Here is a 22,719-nt window from a genome sequence, read left to right as displayed (position 1 = left end):
TGCCTCGGTCATGCACTGCCAGAGTTCAGTCGCCCGCGGCGAAAGAGGCTTAGGCGTATATGTAACCACCTGAAACAATTACGTTTTCACCGGTCATGTAAGTGTTCTTGGGGCTGCCCGTCATCAGCACCCATTCGGCAATCTCCTTTGGCTCGGCACCGCGGCCGAGCGGGCTCGCCTTGGCCAGTTCCTCCAGGAAGCCGAGCGCTTTCGCCTTCTCCGTCGCCATGCCGGCCGGCGCCACCGAATTCACCAGAATGCCGTCCTTCGCCACGTGATGGGCAAAGGATCGGGTAAGGCTGACGACGGCGGCCTTGGTCGCCGCATAGTGAGCGTTCTGCGGATGCGCCTTGAAGGCGTCGACCGAGGTCAGGTTCACGATCCGCCCGCGGACGCGGCTCTTCGGCTCCTGCGATTGCATGTGGCGAACCGCCGCCACCATCATGTGGTAGGTGCCCTTGATGTTGATGCCGTTGGAGGCATCCCAGTCGGCGTCGGTGATTTCGAGGAGCGGGCGGCGAGGGTATATCGCGGCACAATTGATCAGCGTGTCGACGCGCCCGAGTTTCGAAACGATCGCCTCGAATGCGGCGTGGCACTGTGGGCCTACCTGGATGTCGCAAAGAGCGGTTGCGGTAGGCAGTCCCCTGGCCTTCGCGGTCGCCAGCGCGGACTCGGCGGCTTCCTGGTTGATGTCGATGATGCCGATCTTTGCCGCTCCGGCCTCGACAGCCATCTCGGCTAAGAGGGCACCGAGGCCGGCACCACCGCCAACGATCAGAACGGAAAGATCTTTCATCCCAGTTTTCCTTACTTGGTACCGCTTGGCGAGGTTGGCCAAGTCGGCATGATGTCGAAACGGGTAACGTCGGCCCATGCGGGGAGCCCAAGCACAGCGACGACCATCCTGGCCACGTCATCCGGTTGCACCACTTTGCTGGCGTACATGGCTGCGCGCGCGTTGGCGTCGAGGATGTCCTGGTAGAGCTGCGTCTCGACACGGCCGGCAACGATCTCGGTGACGCGTACGCCGGATGGGGAGAGGTCGGCGCGCAGCGCTGCTGCAAAGCCTGATATCGCCGCCTTGGTCGCTGAATAGACGGCAATGTTGGAGTATGCCGCGTGGCCCGCCGTGGAGCCGGTGAACAATACATGCCCGGACTGCCGCTCGCGCATTTGCGGGACGACGAGGCGCGTGAGCAGGATTGCCGCGCTGAGGTTCACCTCGAGCGTGGTGTCGATGTCAGCGATCTTCATATCGGCGAAGTTGCCGAGCGGCGGCATGACCCCGGCATTGTTGATCAGCACGTCGATGGTGAGATCCGCCAGGGCCGCTTCCAGGGCCTCGCGGTCGGTGACGTCGACGGCAATCGGCACGATGCCGGGCCGCTGTGCCTGCAGCTCCTTGAGCGCGGCCTGGCTGCGCCCGACCGCATAGACGTCGTAGCCGGCGTCGCTCAGCGCGATCGCGATGGCCCGCCCTATGCCGCTCGTCGCACCGGTGATGAAGGCTGTCGTCACGTGGGCTTTCCTGATTGTCCGTTTCAGTTTGCGGCCCAGGCCGATGCCGCGAAACCAAGAAAACCAGCAAAAAGGAAAGATAAACTTTCGAAAATTTCGGATGCCTCCAAAATCCGTTGGGGTGTTCGGATAACCGCAGCAGCCGAAAACCCAAGGAAACGCTGGCAAGCTGGCGCCTTCAGCCCTTGGGAAACCCGCGCAGCCGGTGACGGAACAAAAAACACGGCTTTCGCAATGGATGTCTAATTTTCGGCCCAGGCGCGCCGATGCGATCGAATTCGCGAGGCCTCATGCGCCTGTCGAGACAGCCTCATCCGCCTGTCGAGGCAGGCCTTTTCATGTCGGTGAAAAGTGAGGCCGCCGCCGCCTTCTGCTCGGCTTCGATTGCCTCCACGCCAGAGGCTCGGGCCAGGGCGCGCACCCGCCCGAGACTGTTGTGCAGGTGCTTGCGCATGGCCTGGCGGGCGGCGCGGCCATCCTGCCTTTCGATGGCGTCGACGATTGTCTTATGTTCGCTGTGTATGCGCGCGTAGTAGCTGTCCTTGAGTTCGGGCGTGACCAGATAGCCGAGCTGGAAGCGCGGGACGATCATCGGCCCGAGATAGCTTAGGAAACCGTGAATGAATTCATTTCGTGCCGCCTTGGCGATCGCCAGGTGGAAATCATAGTCGTAGTGGATCTGGACGACGGCGGGATCGGCCTGCTGGGCGTCGACCTGTTCCATCAAGGTGCGGATCGCGCTGGCTTCCGCATCGGTGCGCCGTTCCGCGCACAATCCCGCCGACTCCACCTCGACGCTCAACCTCAGCTCGAGCAGCGCAATGGTTTCCGGCAAGGTCCTGAGCGCTTCGTCCGGTATCGAGAAGTTGCGCGGCGCCGGCGTCTCGCTGACGAACATGCCGCGCCCCTGCTGCGGCACCACCAGGCCTTCGGAACGCAGTCGCGCCACAGCTTCCCGCACCACGGTGCGGCTGACATCGTACTCGGCGCAAAGCTCCGCCTCAGTCGGCAATTGCGCGCCGGGCAGCAGCTGTCCGGAACGGATCTTCTCGGACAGGCTCTCCGCCACGACGGTGGAAAGCGGCTTGCGCTTCGTCATCAGTCTCCCTCTCGCCAGATTCGGGATGATGCCCGAACCGGCAGGACCATTCAAACCGCCGCGGTGACGATCAGCTCGACCAGCATTCCGGGCTTCGCCATCCGTCCTTCGCCCGATGAGCGCGCCGGTGCGTGCTCCCCGGGCATCCAGGCGTCCCACACCGCATTGACCTCGTCGAAATCCCTGATGTCGTCCAGCCACATCTGCACATGAAGGATGCGGGTCTTGTCCGTGCCAGCCTTGCCAAGCAGCGCATCGATCTTGCCGAGCACCTCGCGCATCTGGTCGGCCGCGGACTGGCCGGGCCTCGCGACCTGGCCGGTGAGGTAGAGCGTGCCGTTATGGATGACGCCATGGTGGATGCGGGTATCGAAGTCGAAGCGCTGGATGTCGCTCGCTGGCCGGGTATTGCTCACTGGATTTTATCCTTGTCAGATAGCCGGCGTTTGCCGGATGGGATTTCCCTGCAGATATTGTGCGTAAGGCGCCTGAACCAGCCAGCCGGCGTCGACCGGCAAGGTGACGCCGGTAATCGAAGCGGCGCGCTCCGAGCAGAGGAACAATGCCGCCTCGGCGACATCGCGCGGCTCGACGAAGCGTCGCAGCGCCGTGGTGGCCTGTATGGCTTCGGGGTTGCGTTCACCCCTGGCGATCTTGGTCTTCAAACCATCGGAAAGTGTATAGCCGGGCGCGACCGCATTGACGCGAACGCCATGCGGGCCGAGTTCGGCGGCGAGGATCTGGGTCAGGGCCAGGACCGCATGCTTTCCCGGCGTGTAGGCCGGCAGCGACAGCGGCGCGAAAGAGGCGAGCGAGCCGACATTCAGGATCGCGCCTCGCCTGGCGGCCGACATCAGCCGGCCAAACACCTGGCACCCCAACAGCGTGCCGCGATAATTCACCCGCCACATCTTCTCGTCCTCGTCCAGATCCTGATCAAGGACGTACTTGCCGCTCTGCAAGATGCCGGCGCAGTTGACGACGACGTGAGGCGTGCCGAACCCGTCGCTGACAATCCGTGCCAGAGCCTCGACTGAGCCGCTATCTGCGACATCTGTCTGGACAAACAGCGCACGCGGCGCGCCCGCCGCCTGGCAGGAGCCGGCCGCCTCATTGCCCCTCGTCGCATCCCGGCCGGAGACGACCACATGATAACCGTCTTCGGCGAAGCGCTGCGCGATAGCGCGCCCGATGCCGGAGGTGCCGCCGATGACGACGGCAGTCGGTGTCTCAGCCATGGCCGCGGTCCTTGCCTTCGATGTCGAAGAATTCGGACATCGCCCGGACCTGGAAATCCATCATCGGGCGTCCCGGTTGAACGCGGCAGCCGATCCCCTTGGCCGCCCGCAGCAGAGCGGTTTCCGCAGGCTCCATGATGATGTCCACGACCGTCATATCCGGGGTCAGCCGGCTGACGTCAAGCGGCAGCGGATCGCCGGCATGCATGCCGACAGGCGTGGCGTTGATCGCCATATGCATGCCGGAAGGCTCGGCCTCTCCGACCTGGATGCGGCATTTCGAGAACGCGCGGCCAACCAGCGCCGCGAGTTTCCCGGCACGCACCGTATCGATGTCTGTAAGGCGGATTTCGTCGGCGCCGGCTTCCGCGAGACAATAGGCGAGCGAGGCACCGGCGCCACCGGCACCGACTTGAAGAATACGGCGGCCGGCGATCTGATGTCCGTTCGCCTTGAGCGCATCGATGAAGCCGACGCCGTCGAAATTGTCGGCATACCAGCTGCCATCCGGCAGCCGTCGCACCGAGTTGGCGCTTTCCACCCGCGCGGCGCGGTCATGCGCGGCGGAGCATTTGTGGTAGACCGCAACCTTGTACGGCACCGAGATGATCACGCCCCTGATATTCTCGGCTGCCGTGATGCCGGCCCAGAAGGTCTCGAAATCCTCCGGGCGGCAGCTCAAGGGCACCATGAGGCTGTCGAGGCCCTTCTGCTCGAAGATCTCGTTGAATATGCCGGGACTCTTGGCATGGGCCACGGGATGGGCCAGCATCACGAAGATCTCGGCCTTGCCGGTTCCGCGCATCGGTTTTTACTCCTTTTCTTTTGACAGTTCGTGGCCGCTGAGGATCTCCAGCGCCCGGACGAGAGACGAGTGATCGGCCTCGGCGCCACCTGGATGGGCCGAACAGGCATTCATCAGTTGCTGCGCCATGGCGGTGTTCGGCAGCGCCACGCCAAGGGCGCGGGCACTGTCAAGCGCCAGGTTGAGATCCTTCTGGTGGAGCTTGATGCGAAAGCCTGGGGCGAAGGTCCGGTCGATCATGCGCTGGCCATGCACTTCCAGGACGCGGGAAGCGGCGAAGCCACCCATCAGGGCGCCGCGAACCTTCGCCGGGTCGCACCCGGCCTTGCTGGCGAAGACAAGCGCTTCGGCCACGGCCTCGATGTTGAGCGCAACGATGATCTGGTTGGCGATCTTGCAGGTCTGCCCGGCGCCATTCTGCTCGCCGATCAAAGTGACGTTCTTGCCGAGTGTCTCAAAGATCGGCAGCGCCCGCTCGAACTCGGCGGCCGGGCCGCCGACCATGATGGTGAGGCTTGCCGCCTTGGCGCCGACCTCGCCCCCCGAGACCGGGGCGTCGAGGTAGCCGGCTCCCTTCTCTCGCAGTTTCGCCGCGAACGCCGCCGTGGCGATGGGGCTGATCGAGCTCATGTCGATGACCAGCTTGCCGGCTGACAGTCCTTCCAGGACGCCGTCCTCGCCCAACAGGACGCGTTCGACATCAGGCGTGTCGGGCAGCATGGTGACGATGATCTCGGAGCGCCGTGCCACTTCGGCGGCGGACGCGACCACCGATGCGGTCAGGCCCTGCGGTAGAGGGGAGCGATTGAGAACGGTGACGATCTCATGCCCGGCATCGGCCAGGTGGCGCGCCATCGGTGCTCCCATGACGCCAAGCCCGATGAACCCGATCCTCATTCTCCAGCTCCCATTCGAAAGTCCCTACATCGCATCTTGCAGCGTTTTGTAGCCATATGATATAGGACATCATACAAATTTCAACCAGATGATTGGAGACGATCGCAAGATGCAAGAACGCCTCAACACGCTGAAAGCCGCCACAGCGGCTGGCCGGGCTCACATCGGCATCTGGTGCTCGCTGGCTTCGGCGCTCACCACGGAGATCGTCGCCGGCTCCGGAGCCGATTGGGTTCTGATCGACGGCGAGCACAGCCCCAACCATCTGCGCAGCATCATGGCGCAGCTTCAGGTGATGGGCGGCTTCGACAGCGAGGCTGTCGTCAGGCTGCCCTCCGACGATCCCAATCTGATCAAGCAGGCGCTGGATATCGGCGCACGCAGCCTGATGATCCCCAATGTACGAACCGCCGATCAGGCCCGCGCCATCGTCGCGGCCATGACCTATGCGCCCGGCGGATTTCGCGGCTTCTCGGTCGGTCACCGCGCCAATGGCTTCGGCCGCATCGCCGGCTACCACGCCAAGGCGCGTGAGCAGCAGCTTCTCGCCGTGCAGATCGAGGATGAATTGGGCGTGGCGAATGCCGCCGAGATCGCGGGGGTCGACGGGGTCGACGTTCTCTTCGTCGGTCCCGGCGATCTTTCCACCAATATGGGCGCGATGGGCAATCCCGGCGCGGCACATGTCCAGGAGGCAATCTCGTCCGTGCGCCAGGCCGCAACGGCGGCAGGCAAGGCAAGCGGCATCCTGGCGCCGGCGAAGGCCGATGCCGACCGCTACCTTGCCGAAGGCTTCACCATGGTTGCCGTCGGTTCGGACCTTGGCCTTCTTGCGCGGGGCTCGGATGCCCTGATCGCTTTGTTCAACCAGTAGCTTGGAGTCGGAGCCATGGCGATCCCGCCTTACAAAGCGCCATCGCGCAACGCCTACGACATCGTCATCGTCGGCGGAGCGGTTGTCGGCTCGTCCACGGCCTACTGGCTGAGCCAGGCGCTGGGCAGCGGTGCCTCGATCCTCGTGGTCGAGCGCGATAGCAGTTACGAGTTTTCATCGACGGCGCTGTCCACCAGCGCGATCCGGCAGCAATATTCCAATCCGATCAATGTGAAGATCAGCCAGTTCGGCATCGAGATCATCCGCGGATTTCAGGAGCGTATGGCACCTTTCTACAAGGACGAACCGGCGCCCGACCTCGGCTTCAAGGAGCATGGATATCTTTACTGCTGTTCACCCGACGGCGTCGAAGCGGCCCGCGAGCGCGTCGATCTGCAGCGCAGTTTTGGGGCCCACACAGTGTTCCTCGAGCCGGGCCCGCTGAAGGATCGCTTCCCCTGGCTCAATGTGGAGGATCTCGGTGGCGGTTCCTGGGGGGCTAGGGAAGAGGGCTGGTTCGATTCCGTGGGGCTGATGAACGGTTTCCGCCGCGCCGCCCGCGCCAGCGGCGTCGAGTATATCGACAATGCAGCGACAGGGCTGGATATTGCCGATGGACGGGTCATCTCGGTGCGCCTCGCGACCGGACAGACGGTTCGTTGCGGAACATTGGTCAACGCCGCGGGCCCGCGCGCGCAGCAGGTGGCAGCCATGGCCGGCCTGTCGATCCCGGTCGCGCCCTACAAGCGCTACAGCTTCGTCTTCGCCAGCGCCAACCCGATCCCCGGCCGGATGCCCAATGTCATCGACCTTTCCGGAACATTCGTGCGTCCCGAAGGCGAGCTTTTTCTCACCGGCAACACGCCGCAGGGCGACGGACCGGCCGGCTACGACGACTTTGAAATGCACCATGAAGAGTTCGACGACTACATCTGGCCGGCACTCTGGCACCGCATTCCGTCTTTCGACGCACTCAAGGTCCAGACCAGTTGGACCGGCCACTACGAGTACAACATGCTCGACCACAACGGCATCGTCGGCTTCCACCCGCAGGTGACCAATTTCATGTTTGCCAACGGCTTCTCGGGGCACGGGCTGCAACAGTCGCCAGCCGTGGGCCGGGGAGTTTCAGAACTTATCGTTCACGGGGCTTTCCAGACGCTCGATCTGTCGCCATTCTGTTACGAGCGCATAGAGCGCAACGAGCCGTTCCTCGAGGAAGCGGTGATCTAGGGCGAGACGATCGACCACCCCGTTTTGATTTGGCGAAGCAATTCATCACGGGACGTCGGTCGTGTTCGAGATTGCACCAAGCACAAGCGCCCCGGTTGTCCTCCTGGCCTCGAGATCGCGATGAGCGTCGGCAGCCTGCGCCAGATCATATTGCCTGGGCGCGCCGATCTTGATCACACCTAGGTGCAAACTGGCGGAGAGAGCGGGACACTCTCCTCCAAGGCTATGAACCCCTTGCATCCCTTGACTTCAGGCCTTTCAGGACTCACCTGTGGGGCACCAACGTGGGGCACCGGGCGAAGAATGGCAAACCAGCGGCAGTATCTCGAATGGCACGGGCAGCAGTGGCGGGTCCGCGTTAAGGTGCCTGCAAAGGTGCGGGATTTGATTGGACGAGGCAAGCTTACTCATCCTCTCCATACCGCCGACCTCAAGGACGCTGATGCTCGCAAATGGCCCATTGTGGTCCGGCTTAAGGGTGTCATCGCGGCAGCCGAAAAGGTCTTGGCCACGGATGATCCGGTGGAAGCAGAGGCCCTGCGGCATCGGCTTTCCATGGAGGATGAGGGCACTCAATACGCGATCAATTTGCGGGCTCATGAACTTGAGGAGACCAAAGGCCTGGACACGGCCAAAGCCTTCTTCGCCCTCGCCAGCGGACAAGTCACGCCACTCGATCACCATGCCGCCGAGTTCCTCAAACACCAAGGCTACCGCCTCAAGTCTGGAGGGGACTTCCGAAGGGTGTTGGGGTGGCTTGGTGACTGGTTGCGGGATAGCCGGCTCCCTGTGGCTCTGGAGGCTGTCAGACGTGTGGACGCCGGAAAGTTCCTGTCTGAGGCGCTGCTCGTCGGTAGGGGTCGCCAGAAGGCCACCGCCTATCTCGGGTTCATTAGGCAATACTGGACGTGGCTTCTCGACAAGGGGCACCTGCCGACTGGCGAAAACCCTTGGGCAGGCCAGAGGCTTCCAGCAGAGCGACGGCAGGCACGTGACGCAGAGACAGACAGAGGCAAACGTCCATTCACGGATGCCGAGATCACCAAGCTGCTCAATGGCGACGGCGGCCCCCTCCTCAATGACTTGATGCCGGTCGGAGCGCTGACCGGAATGCGGATCGAAGAGATTTGCCAGCTCCAAGTTTCCGATTGCATAGACGAGGCATTCAACGTTTGGGCAGGCAAGACAGACAATGCTCGCCGCACCGTCCCAATCCACAGTGTCCTTAAGGGGATCGTGAAGCGTCGCACTGAGGGCAAGAAGCCCACCGATTTTCTGTTTGATGACTTGCCGCCGATTCCAAAGTCGCGGGAGACGCGTTCCGACCCAGCCGCCAAGCAGTTCACGCGCTATCGCCGTAAGGCTGGTGTTGATGAGCGGCCAAACGACAAAGCCAAGAGCAATGTGGATTTCCACTCGTTTCGCCGCTGGTTCATTCGCAAGGCGCGTGATGCTATGCTTGCGGGGGCCGAAGGCTTTGACGAGTGGACCATCACGTGGGTGGTCGGGCATACGGATAGCGAGCGGGCGAAAAGCCTAGACCTAAGCCAGCACGGTTACGCGGGGCAGGACCCGGAGAAGGCGAAGAGGGCGCTTGTGGAGGCCGTTAAGTTTCCAAAGATCGGTGCAAGCTAGGAAGGGTTTCCGCGCAGGCTGGCCGGACTAGCGGACTCCTAACACCTTGCCGATCTGTTTTGCGCCTTCATGGCCATAAACTCGATTTGCAACTGAGAGAGCCTGTGTTGCCATAGATTCTCTGTCTCGGGGGGATGCACATTTCTCAATTGCAAGTTTATAGCTTTCCATCGCCCCATTCATATCGCCAAGAATGAGCTTTGCTTCCCCTTGCGTTGCTAGCTGCCAATGAGAGACAGGTGCAAAATTACAATGTTCGATGGCGAGGTTGGCCATCGCGTGCACCTCTGCGCCAATCTCCGACGCTGGGGGCGCCGACATCAAATCAATGTAAGCAATGTTGATTGCCGAATAATAAGCCTGCGCTGAGTCTTTCGTGGCAACCGCGACCTCAAGCGCCGAGCAGTATAAATCTCTCGCCTTGGTGCGATCTTCCGCAACCCCTGCCGCTAGCCACTGCCGCTTTAACCTGCCTGCCAATACGCACATGACTTCGGAGCTTGTTCTGTTTGCATCATGTTCGCCAAGATATCGTAGCGCATCGTCGCGCCGATTAAGCCCCTCCAATGCAAGGCACAACGTGACAATTCCGTTCTCATCCAATCCCTTAGCGCCAGGCTCCAGAGCTTGTACAACCTGCCTAAAACGGCGAAACTCAAGTGCCACTTCAGCGCCATCTACTACCGTCTGGTAGTCGTCTCGACGGGACAACGCTCTGGAGAAAATCCGATAATTTTCAGAGTCTGCGCTTTGTGACCTGACAATCTGAACATGATTGCCCGCGACTACGCGCTGCGCAACTTCGGGAAATGCACCTAAGTTCGCAGCGCCGCCGACAAATTCATCTCTGTTGCCAGCGACAACCCTTAATTCGAAATTGGTAGGACTCCCTACAATCACGTCCCAGTGCTTTCGAAGATTTGTTATAAAGGAGCTCGAAGGCTGCATGTCTTTGAGCTGCCGTTTCAACATGCGGCCAAAACGGGCCTTGGCAATTCCCCTACTTGGTGTGCCGTAGAGCAACAGGTGAGTTAGCTTGTCCCGCAATGGCTTGTGATCGCAGATTGCACGTTGGACGGCCAAGCCTCCCATACTGTGAGCGACAATCGCTACAGCCTCGTAGTCGACCAATGGGTCTACGGAGAACGAAGTTCTAAGCTGCGTCGCAATAATATCTAAGGGCGGGTCGGCTGACCAGAAATCTGCAAGGTCGATCCGAAGTGCGGTAGGGTAGCCGAGAGAGTAGACGTCCCAATTGGCGATGTCCGCATCGTTGAGGGCCAACTCAATGAAGCTCCCCCATGTCGATTCAAGATGACCCGTGAAGCCATGGACGAAAACCACGGCTGCCTTGTGAGAGGCTCGCCTTCGATGGGAGAGTATGGTCGGTTCAACAGCGCTTGGCTTGAAAACCTGATTGTAGCGGGCTTTTAACCAGTCGCCCACTTTCAAGAAACATCACCAGTTTGGATATGATGCACTTCGAAGCCAGCCGATTTTGATACCTCAAGCATGTCTTGTGTGGCATCGCCGGTATGCCTTGGAAGGCTATCCCAGACCAACAGCGTCGTAGGGCTTAGATCAGCCGCCTTTGCGATAATGGAAGTCTGCTTTACAATTTCCCTTGTAACCAAGGAATAGTTTTTGTTCGGATCTTTGTTCGTGAGTTCCAGATTGACCACGTCTTCGCTTGGGGTCTGCTCCAAGACGTAGTCAAATATTTCACCCCAATTTCCAGGCCTATCAGTAACCGACGAGCTTCTAAATTTCTGAGGCTCAAATGGGAGTAGGATTCGGCGAGGGATGTTCTGCTCTATTGCAACTTGCAAGGCAATCAAGTCCGCGCCACATGCAGCGGAACAGACAAGGCTTTTCACTTCAAGTCGTTTTAGTGCTTCAACGATACGTGCTCTCACGATAGGAACGTTGCCAAGGGGGAATCGTCGCTCAGCACCTACCGCGTCGATACGTCTACCAGCTAAAGCCACAACGCTTGCCATCAGTAGCCATTGGTCGCACTGCGGAGTGCCTCTACGATGCGGTCGCGTTCAAAGCTTGTAGCCCAAGATGTTCCGACAGCCAGAAGTCCCGGAGGCGTCACATTCGACTTTCCCAATTTTACAGCGGCGAGCTTCAATTTCGTATCGTCCATTTTCGCCCGCTCGATCTCCCACTGCATCCAGGAGCTTTGCGCACTCTTCTCGCCAACTAAAACGAGCAAATGAGTTGCATCCTTCATCATTCGTACAAGTGCAGCCTTGACTACAGCGGCATCGCTACTGTTGATCGGTACGTTAGGGCCACGACTGTCGAACTCAAAGTCAAATTCTGGGTTGGCATCCCACGCCTGCAAGAGGCGCTTGTAATGTGCATCCTCTGAGTGGTCGTAGCTCACAAATGTTTTTGTCTTTGCCATCTTGGAGTCCTCAATATTGCGAATCGATACGAAGACCATATCAGAGTGCTGGTCTGCAAAGTTAGGCGGATTCGTAATTCCCCAATGAAATTTTGGGTCAAACATTTGAGCTACCTAAACGTAGGGGTCGCAACGACGTTTCCCCCCGTCCCGTATGGCAAGTCTTCACTTCCTAACACTTTCGATGCGACAACCCGCCACAATATGGCCATGAGATGCGCATCGCCTCCTCAAGCTCAGGATTTGAGGCCATAAGGGTCTCACTAGGGCAAGCCCATATGAGTCTTGCAAAGAGTCGACCAAATAGTCTCACATAAGTGGTCTCTTGACATTTCGACCGCCAGTCTCACATAATGGTCTCACATGATCACTAATGGGAGACACAATGTCATGACCACCTCCGCACTAGTCGGCTACGCCCGCACCTCCACCACCGATCAGAAGGCAGGCCTTGAGGCCCAACTTCGCGACCTTGAGCAAGCGGGATGCACCAAGGTGTTTCGCGAAGAGATTTCCTCTGTGGCGACCAATAGGCCCCAGCTTGCCGCCGTGCTTGAATGGGTGCGTGAAGGCGACACATTGATTGTGACCAAGCTGGACCGGCTAGCACGGTCCGTGGCTGACCTCGTGTCGATCACAGCGGCCTTGAAGGCAAAGGGGGCAGGCCTTCGCATCCTGGCGATGAACCTCGACACCGCCACTCCCACAGGAAAGCTGATGTTGAACTTGCTGGGCTCAATCGCCGAATTCGAACGAGAGCTGATGCTTGAGAGGCAACGCGAAGGGATCGCGAAGGCGAAGGCGGAGGGGAAATATGCGGGGAGACAGCCCACAGCCCGCGCTAAGGCAGCCGAGGTGCTCCGTCTAAGGGCGGAAGGAAAGTCTGCTGGCGACATCGTGACGGCCTTAAAGATCAGCCGGGCGTCCGTGTTCCGTATCTTGGCAGAGGGAGGCATTCGCGTTCGCAGGTAGGTTCGCAGCAAGTTGTGGCAGACAGTTTGATTGAGCCCTGCGATCAAGCTTGACCTTCTCTTTGAAATGTCCTTCGTGTTCGATCTTCTCCGAGGGGGCACAATGGACAAAGACCACCTGATCAATTTGCTCCAGACCAATGGGCTGGTAGTCAAAAGCCATGACCGAATGTCGAATGACAAAGGCTGGCAAATCCGCTGTGCAGGCGGTGAGATCGTCAGTCTTTACGATACCGGCAAAATAGTTCCCCAGGGAAAGAACATAGGCGGAATTAACGCCCTTTTGGGCCAGCCAGTTCCGGCAATCCAAGCCAACGGCGGACAACCAGTACAGGGTGCTTCGGCAACGCCCCGCGACGTATTCGTGGTCTATGGACACGATGGACCGGCCAAGACCGAACTTGAGGCTATGTTGAGACGATGGGGCTTAAATCCCCTGATTTTGGACCAACTCACTTCAGGCGGGCAGACGATCATTGAAAAGCTTGAAAATGCGGCTGGTAGAGCCAACTTCGCTGTGGTGCTCGCGACCCCGGACGACGAGGGCCACCGAGCAACGCACAATGAAGAGAAGGCATTTCGCGCTCGTCAGAATGTCGTCCTTGAGCTTGGCATGATGTTGACTAAGTTGGGACGCGACCGCGTAGCCATCCTTCTGAAACAGCAGGAAAATATGGAGCGCCCAAGCGATATCCAAGGCTTGATTTATATTCCTTTCAAAGACAGCGTTTCGGAGAGTGCCCTGCAACTGGCCAAAGAGATAGACGCCAAGGGAATTCCAATCGATCTCAAGCGAGTTTGAAAAGGACAGACCACCGGGCAGCGCATGTGCAACCTCTACAACATCACCACGTCGCAAGAAGCCGTCCGCCAATGGACCAGAACTTTGCGGGACATCTTGGGCAACCTTGAGCCGTCCATAGACATCTATCCCAACCGCCCTGGCCCCGTGGTCCGCAATGCATTGGACAGACAGCGGGAGCTTGCAAACCTGCTTTGGGGCATGCCGACACCCGTCGAGCGGATGAAGGGAAAGGCCGACTACGGCACCACCAACATTCGCAATCCGCAGTACGGCCATTGGCAGCAGTATGTCGGCGTCGAGAACCGTTGCGTGGTGCCCGTTACGAGCTTTGCGGAGCCTAGCCCAACACCCGGAGACAAAGACCCCGAGACGGGCATCCAGCGAAACTATTGGTTCGCGCTCAACGAGGACCGCCCGCTGTTCTTCTTCGCGGGCCTATGGACGCCGTGGCAGGGGGTGCGCAAGGTGAAGGATGGTCCCGGCGAGTTTGAGCTTTATGGCTTCATGACGGTAGCGCCCAACGCGCTGATCAAGCCGATCCACGAGAAGGCCATGCCGGTGATCCTGACGACGCAAGAGGAGACGGAGACGTGGCTAACCGCGCCCTGGTCAGAAGCCAAGCGGCTACAGCGTACGGCACCGGACGATGCCCTTGTGATTGTCGAGAAGCCGGCCACGCAGATCAAGTTTCCCCAGCAGGCTCCGGCTCAAGGATCATTGTTTTAGGGTGGATAGCGACCGTTGAAAATTGTGCCTATGCTGCACAAATGGTCGGCGTCATCGCAGGAATAGATAGCACCAAGATTCTAATTTTCGGTCATGGGATTACCATACCGGAGCGTTTCGAACTTTCGCCCGGAATATCGCTGGACCCTACAGTGCCACGGCTAGACCTTTCGAAGGCGGCTGCTGGAAGTCGCCGCTTCTCCGATTATGCGGCGGCGCTTCAAGGGGACGAAATAGCATCATTCGTTTTGGAGATTGAAGACACAGCCGGCGGGGAGGAGTTGGCGGCAAAAGGCTGGAATGCGTTATGGTTGTTCCATTTGGTGAGCGTTGCTTGCTGTTCTCCGTGCCTCAGTCTGTACGCCGTGTGCGATGGTAGTGAACCTGCCTATTCCGCCGCCAATCGAACGCCGTTCGTTGGACCATTGTCCGAGATTCACTTGGCGACATTGGAGCAGTTGGGCTGGGCCAAAAAGCACTTTGAGAGCTTCGATAGTCTCACCAAGGTTCCTGAGTTTAGCTCAGCAATGAAATGCTTCGGCAATGCTCACTATCTGCCGGATCACGATATTCGGATTATGCTGCTATGGGCAGGCATCGAGGGCCTTCTGTCGGTGGATGCAGAACTCAGCCGACGGCTGGCGCTATATGCAGCAATTTTGATGGATGGTACGCCAGAGGAGAAGGTTGCTTACTTTGAACTTGTGAAAAGAGCCTATTCTATCCGCTCCCAAGCGGTGCATGGGGCGAAAGCAAAACCAGAGAAATTGGAGACTGGTTATCATTTTGCCAGTCGCATCTTGATTGGACTGCTTAAGCGATGCGTGGAACTTGGTAGAGTGCCCTCTCCACCGGAATTCGACCGGCTAGCGGTTGCTGCGACGATACGATGAATGTGCGCTTTCAGGCGCAAGACGGCCCTTTCAATCCTCGTCCCTCCAGATTACCCGCCGCACCATGCGGATTTCGACAAGCCGCCGCACGCGTATCTTCATGCCCTCCGATGCGCTTGGCAGCAGGATATCCACGTCAAGGTCGCGACGTTTGCACCGTTCGCAACGCATGTGCCTATCAACGTCCCAAAACGGAATGTCCCCAACCAGTTTCGCAAGGTCCCCTGGCAGATAATGGCGGGTGATGCTGCAGTTCATGCACCGGACGCGGATTAGCTGACCAACCTCATGCGCTTTGCATAGGGTCTGCACAAGGCGGCGGGGCTTTCTGGGCTGCTCTGGCATGGGCAAAAATAGGAATGAGTTCCTCGCCGAGTCAATTCGCTCTTGACATTTTCGTTCCCTTTTTGTTCACTGCGCCCAATGCAGCGTTTGGAGTAATCGCTATGGACCGCATCGTGGCACTCAACGGTCGGCAGGAAGCCGCTCTCCAGGCTCACGCCGAGGATTTCATCGCCGTCCACAAGGGCGATATGATGAAGGCCCTCAAGGAAATGATCGTACTGAACGGGCACCTTCAGGAGCGACTCGACGCGCTTGCCGGCCGCGCGACACGCTAGGAGGAACCGCAATGGGCACGATGCACTTTGATGCCGAAGCTAAAGCGGGGTTGCATTCAGAAGCCGTGAAGCTCATTGCCCGGTACGATAGCCCCCTTGAGACGGTTAAGGCGCTCATGGCCTACAACTGCGAGCTTGAGACCCAGATACTCGCCATCGCCCACCGGCACCCGGGGATAGTTTCCATTGGCTACGACGATACGCCGCCTATTGTGGGGTGATCGGGGCAGCGCTCTATGCATGACCTTATCGTTTTCATTGTCAGTAACGCGGCGCTGGTCATCGCCAACCCAGCGGCCTTCGCCATGTTTGCCGTGCTATTTGGCGGCGGTGGGTTTGCTGTTGGGCGCTATTTCTTGACCGAGCGCATCGCCAATCTGGAAAGCCGGATAGCCAGACGCGACGAGGAAATCACCGACCTTAGGGCAAAGCAGTTAGCGCCAGAGCACGAGGACCCATTGGTGCCTCTATTCCAGATGACCGAGGTGCTGCCCCCTCCGCCACTCAACTTCAATCGGCTCCTGGCCCAGCGGAAAGAAAACCTGCATGTCGGATAGCCTGCTGCCACAACAGAAAGCCCCGAAGCTAATCGTCGTCACCGCCTTTGACCGCGATGAGACCGGCGACCTTCAGCCTGTCTTTGGACCTGCCGAGCAACAGACCGAGGACCGGGCGATAAGGATCGCGAAGGGACTAGCGACGAAGCATGCCGGCGTCATTGCATGGTCGCGTGATGCCAACCCCTCGCTTGGCGAATACGGGGAGCCCACGACGCTTCTTGTGGGTGGCGACGTGCCGGACATGGAGTGAAGAGTCGGCTCACTTTGGAATCGCGTAGGGCTGACTGTACCACGCGTGACACAGGAGATTCCCACCTCCCAAACACTGGGACACATCGCCTGTCATCGTGTCTATGCGCCAAGCAATATTCCCAGTCGAAGATATCTGATAGCGCCCGATGAAGGCGAGTTGCCAAAGGGCGATGGTTGCCGCAAGCGCGATAGCCAAAGAGCTTGCTTGGATCGCTAGCCTCATGTCGTCCAACTCCAAGGCCTTGGCCTGCGGTACGCCCCCGCAAGCAGCCTCCTCGTAACCCCTCGGATCGGGGAGTTGGAAAACCGAGTTCCGGTTCCTGCGGCCTTTAGTTCCGGAGAACCTGGACATACGCCACAGGCTCCCCGACCAAAAAAGTCGAGGATCGGCACCGACGTGGTCGGCACCATGTTTGAACTCAGGGTTTCCACACCCCGGAACGCCGCGTGAGCGCTCGCGAAAGAGTCTAGCCAATGGCCAACACATTGCAAGGCTTGCTGTCTGGCCGTGGGCTTGCATTTGTTGCCGTAGCTTGTCCTAGCCCTGCTCGGTGGTACGGGTCATGGGATACCCGGTGGCGGCACTACTATGCTTCGAGGACAGGGTGTCCCCGGCACTCAGGTGCTCCGCATGCCATGTCGATGATGCCCGGCATGTCATGGTTGGTTGTCAGGTCTTTAAGTATACCTCGTCGTTATCTTCTGATGATGCCTTCGTTGACGGCTCTAAAGTCAGTTATCGATGGCATGATTGATGCCACGATTGCAAGCTAGGTGGATGTCATGAGGTGGATACGGGTTGTTGTCAGGTGTGACGCCGGGTATCTGGGTAGGTTGGCTTGATCGAGTACTCATAAGAGTGCGGAATGACTTATAGTAAATCGATGGAACGTATTTTTAACTTGACAAAGATCAACAACCGGAGGATTAGGTGCACCCCGATTAAACTTCCAAATTGAAAAGGAATGGCCATGAAAGACATCGAGAGTGAGCAATTTCGAGACGCGCCACTGATAACCCCCGAGCGGATTGCAGGTAATTGGAAAGAGGCAATGAAGCCTCTGCCCGCATGGGCCAGAACCAGGGAGTTCCTTCCAGATCGTATTCTAGTTACTGTTTGGGGATTGCATCCGAGTGCGCCTTTCTTTCCACCGCATGAGCTAGGCTTGCTTGCGGAAGTGACGCGCTACGGGCACACAATTGTTACGAACTCGAATTTCTCGCCTTCTAACCCTCGCGTCTATTTGAAGGTGTCTTTTAGGGACACGCCGGAGCACAACATCACGGTCCGCCGCGTATTGTCTGGTGCGGCTGAAGATGAGGCGGTCAAGGCACTTGATATCGAAAGTGACTACAGTGCCGCCAACTCCTATTTCGTGCCCGATGCGAGAGCCAAAAGGGATGCTCGGAAAGAGGTCATCGAGCAGGCGGAGAGACTCGCCGCCAGCGAGGTGGCCGATCCTGTGGCCGTTGCGGCCTACGTCGCGAATATTCGGGCGCTGTTTGCAGCCATTGACGCATCGGGCATCGAGTTGCCGGACGCCGCCGAATAGTCACGCAACCCGATGACCGCCGAAATGCAGATGTGCTGCATACCTGGCTGTGAGCGCCTCACTTCCCTAGCTTCTGGAACGGGGCGCTCGCCGTTTCGATGCCGCTACCACACGCAATTTACAGCAAGGCACGGCTCTTGGCACGCGACATACCGGGCTGCCGAGCTGAGGCCCTACCTTGATGCAGCGTCTCGTTGGTTGATCGCACATGACGGCGCTAGGTCGGCGGTGATGGAGATGGACTATTTGCTCGCCTCCGCTGGCAGAGCCGAACCTGCCATGAACCTTCGCGGCCTAAGCGCCGCCACTAGGGCGCGTATCGCATTCGCCCGGCTTAGTGACGCCGAGGTTCCGGCCAAGCGTCTGGTGGCGATCTATCTCGCCGTGGCGGCCCTTATTGAGGACGACTTCGGAAGCCATAGGACTAGGGAGTTTCAGATTGTTCAAGCCGCGAAGGCAGCGCATCGGCTGGCAAGTGGGACCCACAGACGGTGGGCGATGTGGAATCCAAAGGGGGAGGACATTCCGATTGAGATTCATGCCTATCCTCGCTCCTCAGGGCTCGTGCTGCGGAAGATTGGTGAGGCCATGGGGAAAGTTGTCGATCCGCTTGTTGGCGTGGCAGTTCCGGAAATCATCAAGCTGAAGGTGGAAAGGTTTGGCCTGCATCCATCCCACCGTGCGGCGGCAGAATGAAACTCGCGGACACTCGTGTGACTTGGTTCGGCATAGCGGGGACGCACATCTTGATCGCTTAGCTCCCCCCATTCCCCTTATCGCCGCCCGTGGTGGCTGCCTTTTTGAGCTGAAGCTTTCCTAGCCCCATCGCCATCAATGCAACTCAAAGCCCAACACGATGGTTGCCGTAGAGAAGGGTGGCTTGAATGGATGATACCTCCGCCGCCTCTGACCATTGGTTTGATCCTTGGGCAACCTCTCAGGGTCCCAACCTCAAGGCCCTCTCAGCCACCATCACCAAGCTAGTTCTCCAAGCCACCGCTAAGGGACCTCAAGCCCGCATCAGGCAACCCCGGATGGAGCAGGTGGAGAGGGTGACCAACATCGTGTCCTGCCTAGTGGCCAACCTAGCAGCCATGCATCAAGGTCACCCAGAGAATAGGCGTCTCGCCATCCCCCTGCGCCACACCTCACAGTCCCGCTATGACCGTAAGGGCTTTGGGCACCTGCCCCATGTCGTCGATGCGATGGCTGCCCAAGGCCTAGTGCTCAAGCACCCTGCCCACATCAAGAAACGTAGGACCGGCATAGAGGCAACAGGAAGCCTGCTTGATGCCCTGCTCTCGGGGACTGTGGCGGAGGTGGGTAGGGCAGAGGGGGAGGAGATCATATGGCTAACCGCGAGGATGGGCCGTGATGCCATCGGCCATAAACTCCCCCGTCAATTGGTGGACTATGTGGACACCGAAGAGACCCACCGACTGAGGACGGAGATGGAGGAGGTCAACACCTTCCTCGCCACCCAGCGGCTAGAGCTTCAAGGCAACCGCCAAGCCGGCTTCAGGCTGACCCGCCGCTTCACCCTTCGCAAAGTCACCGACCCGCACACATTCAACCTTCATGGCCGGCTTTACGGCGGCTTCTGGGAATCAATGCCGAAGAGCCTGCGGGGTGACCTTCGCATCAACGGGGAGCCGATAGCCGACCTCGACTTCGCCAGCATGTTCCCACGGCTTGCCTATTCGCTGGTAGGGGCTGAGCCGCCCGAAGGTGACCTCTATGCCCTCCCTGGACTGGAGGGGCATCGTGCCGGCGTGAAAGCTGGCTTCGCGGCCATGCTGTCGTCTTCCAACGAAATGACGCGCCTGCCGAGTGACGTGAAGGATGCCTTGCCGGTTGGCTGGACGGGGAGGAGGTTCGCGGAGGCAATTGGACTTAAGCACCCGGCGCTAGTGCCGCTCTTCGGCATGGACATCGCCATGGACCTGATGTTCACCGAAAGCAGCATCTTGGTCGCCGTCTTGCTGCGGCTGGCGAGGATGGGGATAGCGGCCTTACCGATGCATGATGGGATCATGGTGGCGGCTAGACACTGCGAGGCGGCCAAGAAGGCAATGCTTGAGAGGGCTGCGGCTCGCTCGCGAGTATCTATTCCGGTGGTGGTCAAATGAGGTCCCGGCAGGTAACGCACCGGCAGCGCGTTGATGGGCCTCTCGGGAACACCCAAAAACATTGAATGGGGGCCGTTTGTTATCCGACTGGAGGGAGTACTTTGTATTGAATTGCCACGCTGTCGTCGTGTTCTCCCAGCCGATGCCAATCGAGCTTTGAAGTCACGAGACAAAAGAATACGAAACACGGATTCACATGACGGTTTTCAATTTTTAGAACGAGGCGATTGCCGGTGGGAGGAATCCTCTGGTAGGGGAAAACCCATTGCACATCGTAGGAATCTGGGGGGAAGCTGGAATCCACTTCGACCTCCAAGACCAGAGTGTCACCGGGGCGCAGCGCCGTTTCGGACAGCGGAAGCACGGCACTCCCGGTCTGATTGCGTCGAAACTCGCCGGCATGGGTCGTCCTACCAAAGCTGTCCGTTAGCTTCACCACCGTTGGAGTGTTGAACTCCTTCCCCATATTCTTCTCCGTATAAAAGGCCTTCAAACTCTCTATCGCATCGCGGCTGTAGCAAATCACCTGCTCAGCTTCGCGGACCGATATTGCATTGGCGTGTGAGAGTTTATTGCGAGGGGTAACGAGACGATTCAAAAAGGTTCTTGCTTCCTCTCTGCCGTTCGGAAACGCCTGAGCTAGAGGCCTTTTAAAGTGGGCCTGAAAGAGTTCGGGATTGCAGACAATCTCGATCGCGTCTTCAAGGACTGCTGCGTCTATCAATCGAGAATACCGCCCCGGCTCAGCTGCTGACCTTTCAGTAAGCCCTCTCCGAATTCGCGAATTGATCACATAGCTGCCATCGGCACGCTTGGCCTGAAGATAGTCTGGCCCGAAGGGTTCCCGGAGCTCTTGATCGATCACCACACGCAGCCAAAGTTCAAGCGTTTCAATGGCAGCCTTGCAATAGGCGCGGCGCTGGTCATCTGGAATATGGTGAAGCGGCATGCTGTCTCATCCACTCATAACGGATATCTTGGGGCACCGAAGTGGGGCACCGCAGTTCCATCGCAAACTAAAAAACCAAGCTGCTTCAATTGGATAGGCAACAATAGAATTGCTGGCGGAGAGAGCGGGATTCGAACCCGCGTTACGGTCTCCCGTAAACACACTTTCCAGGCGTGCGCCTTCAACCACTCGGCCACCTCTCCGTCCATGCATGTCACGTCGGCCGGTTTTGCCGCGCGGGTTGGGGAGATGCACCTCCCTTGGGGCAAGGCGGAACTTCCGCCATCGGCGCCGCCAACCAGCGAACGCCCTTCCCCGCACCTGAGCCGTCGAAGCAACAGGCGCGGGGCTCATCTAGTCGATCCGGCGCCGAATGCCAAGCCATATCAGCCGTCTATTCGCTTTGCCGGCCACACAGTGTTCGCAGGGCGGCCGGCATGCCCGTTTTTACGGGCGCCGCCGCTGCAATGGTGTGCACAGGCACGACCGCCGGGCCGGCCGCCCTTGACTTCCCCCGGAGTTGCCTGTCGGGTGCCGAGGCTTTGCGGGGGCATCGTGCGGACATGACATCGAGCAATGGACAGACGCCAGTCAGGCGGCCGGACAGCGGGCTTTCCTTCGTGCCGGTGGGCTGGCTCGTCTTCGTCATGGCGTGGTCGGTCTACGGCCTGATCTCCGTCTGGCCCGCGGTCGGCGCCACCGGCCTGCCAGACAGCGTGTTTTACCTTATCTATGGCGGGCTCGCCGTCGACGTCGTCACCATCCTGTGGGGGCTTTACCTGCTCGGCCTCGCCTTCGGCCGCTCGGCCCGCTTCCCGCGCCGGTTCACCATCTGGCAGGTCGCCACGATCGTCTGGCTGGTGGCCTGGCAGACCGCGGCACTGACGATTTCGGATTTCGTCTTTTCGGGTCAGGCGCTTGCCATCACCGCTGCTCAAATCGCCATCGGCGGTCTCTGCATCCATCTGCTGCGCCGTGGATCCGAAGCCGATGCCGTTTATGTCAATCCGGAAACCGAAAGCCCGCCTGTCTTCGTCTCGGTCGCCGCCGCGCTGCTCGGCATCGTCCTGGGCGCGGTCATCGGCGCCGTGGCCGGGTTCGCCATCGGCTCGGTGATCGCTGATGCCACCGAGATGAGCTGTTTCGAGGGCGCCTGCGGCTATTTCGCCGTGTTCACCGGTCTGGCCGGCCTGGTGATCGGCGCCATTGGCGGCGGCATTTTCGCCGTCTGGCGTGTCCATCGGCGCAAAAGGAAGCCGGCCGCATAATTCGCGCAGGGCAACGAACCCGGGTTCACCCGGTCTTTAAAGACTTCGCCGGCACGTCGGTTTGCGAGGCACCAAACGCAAAAACCCGCCTGTGCGACGGGTCGTCGGCACAAGTCAGCACCATGCCAAAATTATTAGCATAGCTGCCCTCACATGTCAATGAAAAGCCGCCCGGCCGACTGTTGTGCGGCCTTCTGTTGACCTGAGTTTGGAACCTGCAAATTCGCATATGGCGATTGCGATCCAGCCATGCGCATTCTATCTCTGAAAGGCCC

General features: G+C 59.2%; 27 protein-coding genes and 1 tRNA gene. 15 read left to right on the top strand and 13 right to left on the bottom strand.

The window, feature by feature from the left end; genetic code table 11:
- Window positions 1–49 precede the first annotated feature (49 nt).
- From NKJ67_RS08255 to NKJ67_RS08225, 7 genes are all read right to left on the bottom strand, one after another.
- Complete coding sequence (locus NKJ67_RS08255; RefSeq protein ID WP_352581038.1) at window positions 50–799, bottom strand: SDR family NAD(P)-dependent oxidoreductase; 750 nt, start codon at window positions 797–799, stop codon at window positions 50–52.
- Window positions 800–810: 11 nt separating this feature from the next.
- Window positions 811–1,521, bottom strand: coding sequence for an SDR family oxidoreductase (locus tag NKJ67_RS08250; protein ID WP_127321703.1), 711 nt, complete (start codon window positions 1,519–1,521; stop codon window positions 811–813).
- Between the two features lie 310 nt (window positions 1,522–1,831).
- Complete coding sequence (locus NKJ67_RS08245; protein ID WP_164749433.1) at window positions 1,832–2,620, bottom strand: FadR/GntR family transcriptional regulator; 789 nt, start codon at window positions 2,618–2,620, stop codon at window positions 1,832–1,834.
- A 50-nt stretch (window positions 2,621–2,670) separates the two neighbouring features.
- Entirely contained in the window at window positions 2,671–3,036 is a 366-nt protein-coding gene (locus NKJ67_RS08240; RefSeq protein WP_502905187.1) for a RidA family protein, read from the bottom strand.
- Window positions 3,037–3,051: 15 nt separating this feature from the next.
- The gene (locus NKJ67_RS08235) at window positions 3,052–3,858 is read right to left on the bottom strand and encodes an SDR family NAD(P)-dependent oxidoreductase (RefSeq protein WP_127268819.1); all 807 of its coding nucleotides are present in this window, start codon (window positions 3,856–3,858) and stop codon (window positions 3,052–3,054) included.
- Window positions 3,851–4,663, bottom strand: coding sequence for a shikimate dehydrogenase family protein (locus tag NKJ67_RS08230; protein ID WP_352581037.1), 813 nt, complete (start codon window positions 4,661–4,663; stop codon window positions 3,851–3,853). Before NKJ67_RS08230 ends, NKJ67_RS08235 begins: the two co-directional genes overlap by 8 nt.
- A gap of 6 nt (window positions 4,664–4,669) precedes the next feature.
- The gene (locus NKJ67_RS08225; protein ID WP_352581036.1) at window positions 4,670–5,560 is read right to left on the bottom strand and encodes a 2-hydroxy-3-oxopropionate reductase; all 891 of its coding nucleotides are present in this window, start codon (window positions 5,558–5,560) and stop codon (window positions 4,670–4,672) included.
- Window positions 5,561–5,669: 109 nt separating this feature from the next.
- Between NKJ67_RS08225 and NKJ67_RS08220 the strand changes: the two genes are divergently transcribed.
- Both NKJ67_RS08220 and NKJ67_RS08215 read left to right on the top strand, forming a co-directional pair.
- Window positions 5,670–6,434, top strand: coding sequence for an HpcH/HpaI aldolase family protein (locus tag NKJ67_RS08220; RefSeq protein WP_352581035.1), 765 nt, complete (start codon window positions 5,670–5,672; stop codon window positions 6,432–6,434).
- A gap of 15 nt (window positions 6,435–6,449) precedes the next feature.
- Window positions 6,450–7,667: an NAD(P)/FAD-dependent oxidoreductase gene (locus NKJ67_RS08215; protein WP_127329467.1), complete on the top strand. Its 1,218-nt coding sequence runs from the start codon at window positions 6,450–6,452 to the stop codon at window positions 7,665–7,667.
- 45 nt (window positions 7,668–7,712) lie between these two features.
- Here the strand turns inward: NKJ67_RS08215 and NKJ67_RS08210 are convergent, their stop codons facing one another.
- Window positions 7,713–7,907 carry a zinc-binding dehydrogenase gene (locus tag NKJ67_RS08210; RefSeq protein ID WP_352581034.1) on the bottom strand — a complete coding sequence of 65 codons (195 nt, stop codon included), beginning with the start codon at window positions 7,905–7,907 and terminating at the stop codon, window positions 7,713–7,715.
- Window positions 7,908–7,970: 63 nt separating this feature from the next.
- Here NKJ67_RS08210 and NKJ67_RS08205 point away from each other — a divergent pair, with 63 nt between their 5' ends.
- Entirely contained in the window at window positions 7,971–9,302 is a 1,332-nt protein-coding gene (locus NKJ67_RS08205; RefSeq protein ID WP_352581033.1) for a DUF6538 domain-containing protein, read from the top strand.
- 27 nt (window positions 9,303–9,329) lie between these two features.
- Here the strand turns inward: NKJ67_RS08205 and NKJ67_RS08200 are convergent, their stop codons facing one another.
- From NKJ67_RS08200 to NKJ67_RS08190, 3 genes are read right to left on the bottom strand one after another with little or no spacing between them, the layout of a single operon-like run.
- Window positions 9,330–10,748 carry an alpha/beta fold hydrolase gene (locus NKJ67_RS08200; RefSeq protein ID WP_352581086.1) on the bottom strand — a complete coding sequence of 473 codons (1,419 nt, stop codon included), beginning with the start codon at window positions 10,746–10,748 and terminating at the stop codon, window positions 9,330–9,332.
- Between the two features lie 2 nt (window positions 10,749–10,750).
- Window positions 10,751–11,302 carry a hypothetical protein gene (locus NKJ67_RS08195; RefSeq protein ID WP_352581032.1) on the bottom strand — a complete coding sequence of 184 codons (552 nt, stop codon included), beginning with the start codon at window positions 11,300–11,302 and terminating at the stop codon, window positions 10,751–10,753.
- A complete protein-coding gene (locus tag NKJ67_RS08190; protein WP_352581031.1) occupies window positions 11,302–11,823 on the bottom strand; it encodes a TIR domain-containing protein in 522 nt (173 codons plus the stop codon). Before NKJ67_RS08190 ends, NKJ67_RS08195 begins: the two co-directional genes overlap by 1 nt.
- Window positions 11,824–12,108: 285 nt before the next feature.
- Between NKJ67_RS08190 and NKJ67_RS08185 the strand changes: the two genes are divergently transcribed.
- The 11 genes from NKJ67_RS08185 (at window position 12,109) to NKJ67_RS08135 (ending at window position 20,227) form a co-directional block, all read left to right on the top strand.
- Window positions 12,109–12,690, top strand: coding sequence for a recombinase family protein (locus NKJ67_RS08185; RefSeq protein WP_352581030.1), 582 nt, complete (start codon window positions 12,109–12,111; stop codon window positions 12,688–12,690).
- Window positions 12,691–12,792: 102 nt separating this feature from the next.
- On the top strand, window positions 12,793–13,491 hold the full coding sequence (locus tag NKJ67_RS08180; protein ID WP_352581029.1) for a TIR domain-containing protein: 699 nt from the start codon (window positions 12,793–12,795) through the stop codon (window positions 13,489–13,491).
- Between the two features lie 24 nt (window positions 13,492–13,515).
- Window positions 13,516–14,220 (top strand): SOS response-associated peptidase, encoded by a 705-nt coding sequence (locus NKJ67_RS08175; protein WP_352581028.1) that lies wholly within the window; start codon window positions 13,516–13,518, stop codon window positions 14,218–14,220.
- A gap of 41 nt (window positions 14,221–14,261) precedes the next feature.
- Window positions 14,262–15,113 (top strand): hypothetical protein, encoded by an 852-nt coding sequence (locus NKJ67_RS08170; protein WP_352581027.1) that lies wholly within the window; start codon window positions 14,262–14,264, stop codon window positions 15,111–15,113.
- Window positions 15,114–15,559: 446 nt separating this feature from the next.
- Window positions 15,560–15,733 (top strand): hypothetical protein, encoded by a 174-nt coding sequence (locus tag NKJ67_RS08165; protein ID WP_352581026.1) that lies wholly within the window; start codon window positions 15,560–15,562, stop codon window positions 15,731–15,733.
- Between the two features lie 11 nt (window positions 15,734–15,744).
- Window positions 15,745–15,954, top strand: a complete 210-nt coding sequence (locus NKJ67_RS08160; protein ID WP_352581025.1) for a hypothetical protein — start codon at window positions 15,745–15,747, stop codon at window positions 15,952–15,954.
- A gap of 15 nt (window positions 15,955–15,969) precedes the next feature.
- The gene (locus tag NKJ67_RS08155; RefSeq protein ID WP_352581024.1) at window positions 15,970–16,290 is read left to right on the top strand and encodes a hypothetical protein; all 321 of its coding nucleotides are present in this window, start codon (window positions 15,970–15,972) and stop codon (window positions 16,288–16,290) included.
- A complete protein-coding gene (locus NKJ67_RS08150) occupies window positions 16,280–16,543 on the top strand; it encodes a hypothetical protein (RefSeq protein ID WP_352581023.1) in 264 nt (87 codons plus the stop codon). The genes NKJ67_RS08155 and NKJ67_RS08150 overlap by 11 nt, the downstream gene beginning before the upstream one ends.
- Before the next feature lie 973 nt (window positions 16,544–17,516).
- Window positions 17,517–18,098 carry a hypothetical protein gene (locus tag NKJ67_RS08145; protein ID WP_352581022.1) on the top strand — a complete coding sequence of 194 codons (582 nt, stop codon included), beginning with the start codon at window positions 17,517–17,519 and terminating at the stop codon, window positions 18,096–18,098.
- Between the two features lie 237 nt (window positions 18,099–18,335).
- Entirely contained in the window at window positions 18,336–18,794 is a 459-nt protein-coding gene (locus tag NKJ67_RS08140) for a hypothetical protein (protein ID WP_352581021.1), read from the top strand.
- A gap of 188 nt (window positions 18,795–18,982) precedes the next feature.
- On the top strand, window positions 18,983–20,227 hold the full coding sequence (locus NKJ67_RS08135) for a hypothetical protein (protein WP_352581020.1): 1,245 nt from the start codon (window positions 18,983–18,985) through the stop codon (window positions 20,225–20,227).
- 79 nt (window positions 20,228–20,306) lie between these two features.
- Here the strand turns inward: NKJ67_RS08135 and NKJ67_RS08130 are convergent, their stop codons facing one another.
- Both NKJ67_RS08130 and NKJ67_RS08125 read right to left on the bottom strand, forming a co-directional pair.
- A complete protein-coding gene (locus NKJ67_RS08130) occupies window positions 20,307–21,176 on the bottom strand; it encodes a sortase family protein (protein WP_352581019.1) in 870 nt (289 codons plus the stop codon).
- Between the two features lie 113 nt (window positions 21,177–21,289).
- A tRNA-Ser gene (locus tag NKJ67_RS08125) sits at window positions 21,290–21,379 on the bottom strand.
- Between the two features lie 360 nt (window positions 21,380–21,739).
- Between NKJ67_RS08125 and NKJ67_RS08120 the strand changes: the two genes are divergently transcribed.
- Window positions 21,740–22,444, top strand: coding sequence for a hypothetical protein (locus NKJ67_RS08120; RefSeq protein ID WP_352581018.1), 705 nt, complete (start codon window positions 21,740–21,742; stop codon window positions 22,442–22,444).
- The last annotated feature ends 275 nt before the right edge of the window (window positions 22,445–22,719 follow it).

Origin of the sequence: Mesorhizobium sp. M0088 (assembly GCF_040322895.1) — a bacterium.
In the GTDB taxonomy this organism is placed as follows: Bacteria; Pseudomonadota; Alphaproteobacteria; order Rhizobiales; family Rhizobiaceae; genus Mesorhizobium.
The sequence above is the reverse complement of the archived record's forward strand: the minus strand, read 5'-3'. Positions and strand labels throughout refer to the sequence as shown.

Bases quoted from the DNA above. Each gene is read 5' to 3' on its own strand.
- NKJ67_RS08255 (WP_352581038.1), bottom strand. From the start codon at position 799: ATGAAAGATCTTTCCGTTCTGATCGTTGGCGGTGGTGCCGGCCTCGGT.
- NKJ67_RS08245 (WP_164749433.1), bottom strand. From the start codon at position 2,620: ATGACGAAGCGCAAGCCGCTTTCCACCGTCGTGGCGGAGAGCCTGTCC.
- NKJ67_RS08235 (WP_127268819.1), bottom strand. From the start codon at position 3,858: ATGGCTGAGACACCGACTGCCGTCGTCATCGGCGGCACCTCCGGCATC.
- NKJ67_RS08230 (WP_352581037.1), bottom strand. From the start codon at position 4,663: ATGCGCGGAACCGGCAAGGCCGAGATCTTCGTGATGCTGGCCCATCCC.
- NKJ67_RS08225 (WP_352581036.1), bottom strand. From the start codon at position 5,560: ATGAGGATCGGGTTCATCGGGCTTGGCGTCATGGGAGCACCGATGGCG.
- NKJ67_RS08220 (WP_352581035.1), top strand. From the start codon at position 5,670: ATGCAAGAACGCCTCAACACGCTGAAAGCCGCCACAGCGGCTGGCCGG.
- NKJ67_RS08215 (WP_127329467.1), top strand. From the start codon at position 6,450: ATGGCGATCCCGCCTTACAAAGCGCCATCGCGCAACGCCTACGACATC.
- NKJ67_RS08210 (WP_352581034.1), bottom strand. From the start codon at position 7,907: ATGCAAGGGGTTCATAGCCTTGGAGGAGAGTGTCCCGCTCTCTCCGCC.
- NKJ67_RS08205 (WP_352581033.1), top strand. From the start codon at position 7,971: ATGGCAAACCAGCGGCAGTATCTCGAATGGCACGGGCAGCAGTGGCGG.
- NKJ67_RS08195 (WP_352581032.1), bottom strand. From the start codon at position 11,302: ATGGCAAGCGTTGTGGCTTTAGCTGGTAGACGTATCGACGCGGTAGGT.
- NKJ67_RS08190 (WP_352581031.1), bottom strand. From the start codon at position 11,823: ATGTTTGACCCAAAATTTCATTGGGGAATTACGAATCCGCCTAACTTT.
- NKJ67_RS08185 (WP_352581030.1), top strand. From the start codon at position 12,109: ATGACCACCTCCGCACTAGTCGGCTACGCCCGCACCTCCACCACCGAT.
- NKJ67_RS08180 (WP_352581029.1), top strand. From the start codon at position 12,793: ATGGACAAAGACCACCTGATCAATTTGCTCCAGACCAATGGGCTGGTA.
- NKJ67_RS08175 (WP_352581028.1), top strand. From the start codon at position 13,516: ATGTGCAACCTCTACAACATCACCACGTCGCAAGAAGCCGTCCGCCAA.
- NKJ67_RS08170 (WP_352581027.1), top strand. From the start codon at position 14,262: ATGGTCGGCGTCATCGCAGGAATAGATAGCACCAAGATTCTAATTTTC.
- NKJ67_RS08165 (WP_352581026.1), top strand. From the start codon at position 15,560: ATGGACCGCATCGTGGCACTCAACGGTCGGCAGGAAGCCGCTCTCCAG.
- NKJ67_RS08160 (WP_352581025.1), top strand. From the start codon at position 15,745: ATGGGCACGATGCACTTTGATGCCGAAGCTAAAGCGGGGTTGCATTCA.
- NKJ67_RS08155 (WP_352581024.1), top strand. From the start codon at position 15,970: ATGCATGACCTTATCGTTTTCATTGTCAGTAACGCGGCGCTGGTCATC.
- NKJ67_RS08150 (WP_352581023.1), top strand. From the start codon at position 16,280: ATGTCGGATAGCCTGCTGCCACAACAGAAAGCCCCGAAGCTAATCGTC.
- NKJ67_RS08145 (WP_352581022.1), top strand. From the start codon at position 17,517: ATGAAAGACATCGAGAGTGAGCAATTTCGAGACGCGCCACTGATAACC.
- NKJ67_RS08140 (WP_352581021.1), top strand. From the start codon at position 18,336: ATGGACTATTTGCTCGCCTCCGCTGGCAGAGCCGAACCTGCCATGAAC.
- NKJ67_RS08135 (WP_352581020.1), top strand. From the start codon at position 18,983: ATGGATGATACCTCCGCCGCCTCTGACCATTGGTTTGATCCTTGGGCA.
- NKJ67_RS08130 (WP_352581019.1), bottom strand. From the start codon at position 21,176: ATGCCGCTTCACCATATTCCAGATGACCAGCGCCGCGCCTATTGCAAG.
- NKJ67_RS08120 (WP_352581018.1), top strand. From the start codon at position 21,740: ATGACATCGAGCAATGGACAGACGCCAGTCAGGCGGCCGGACAGCGGG.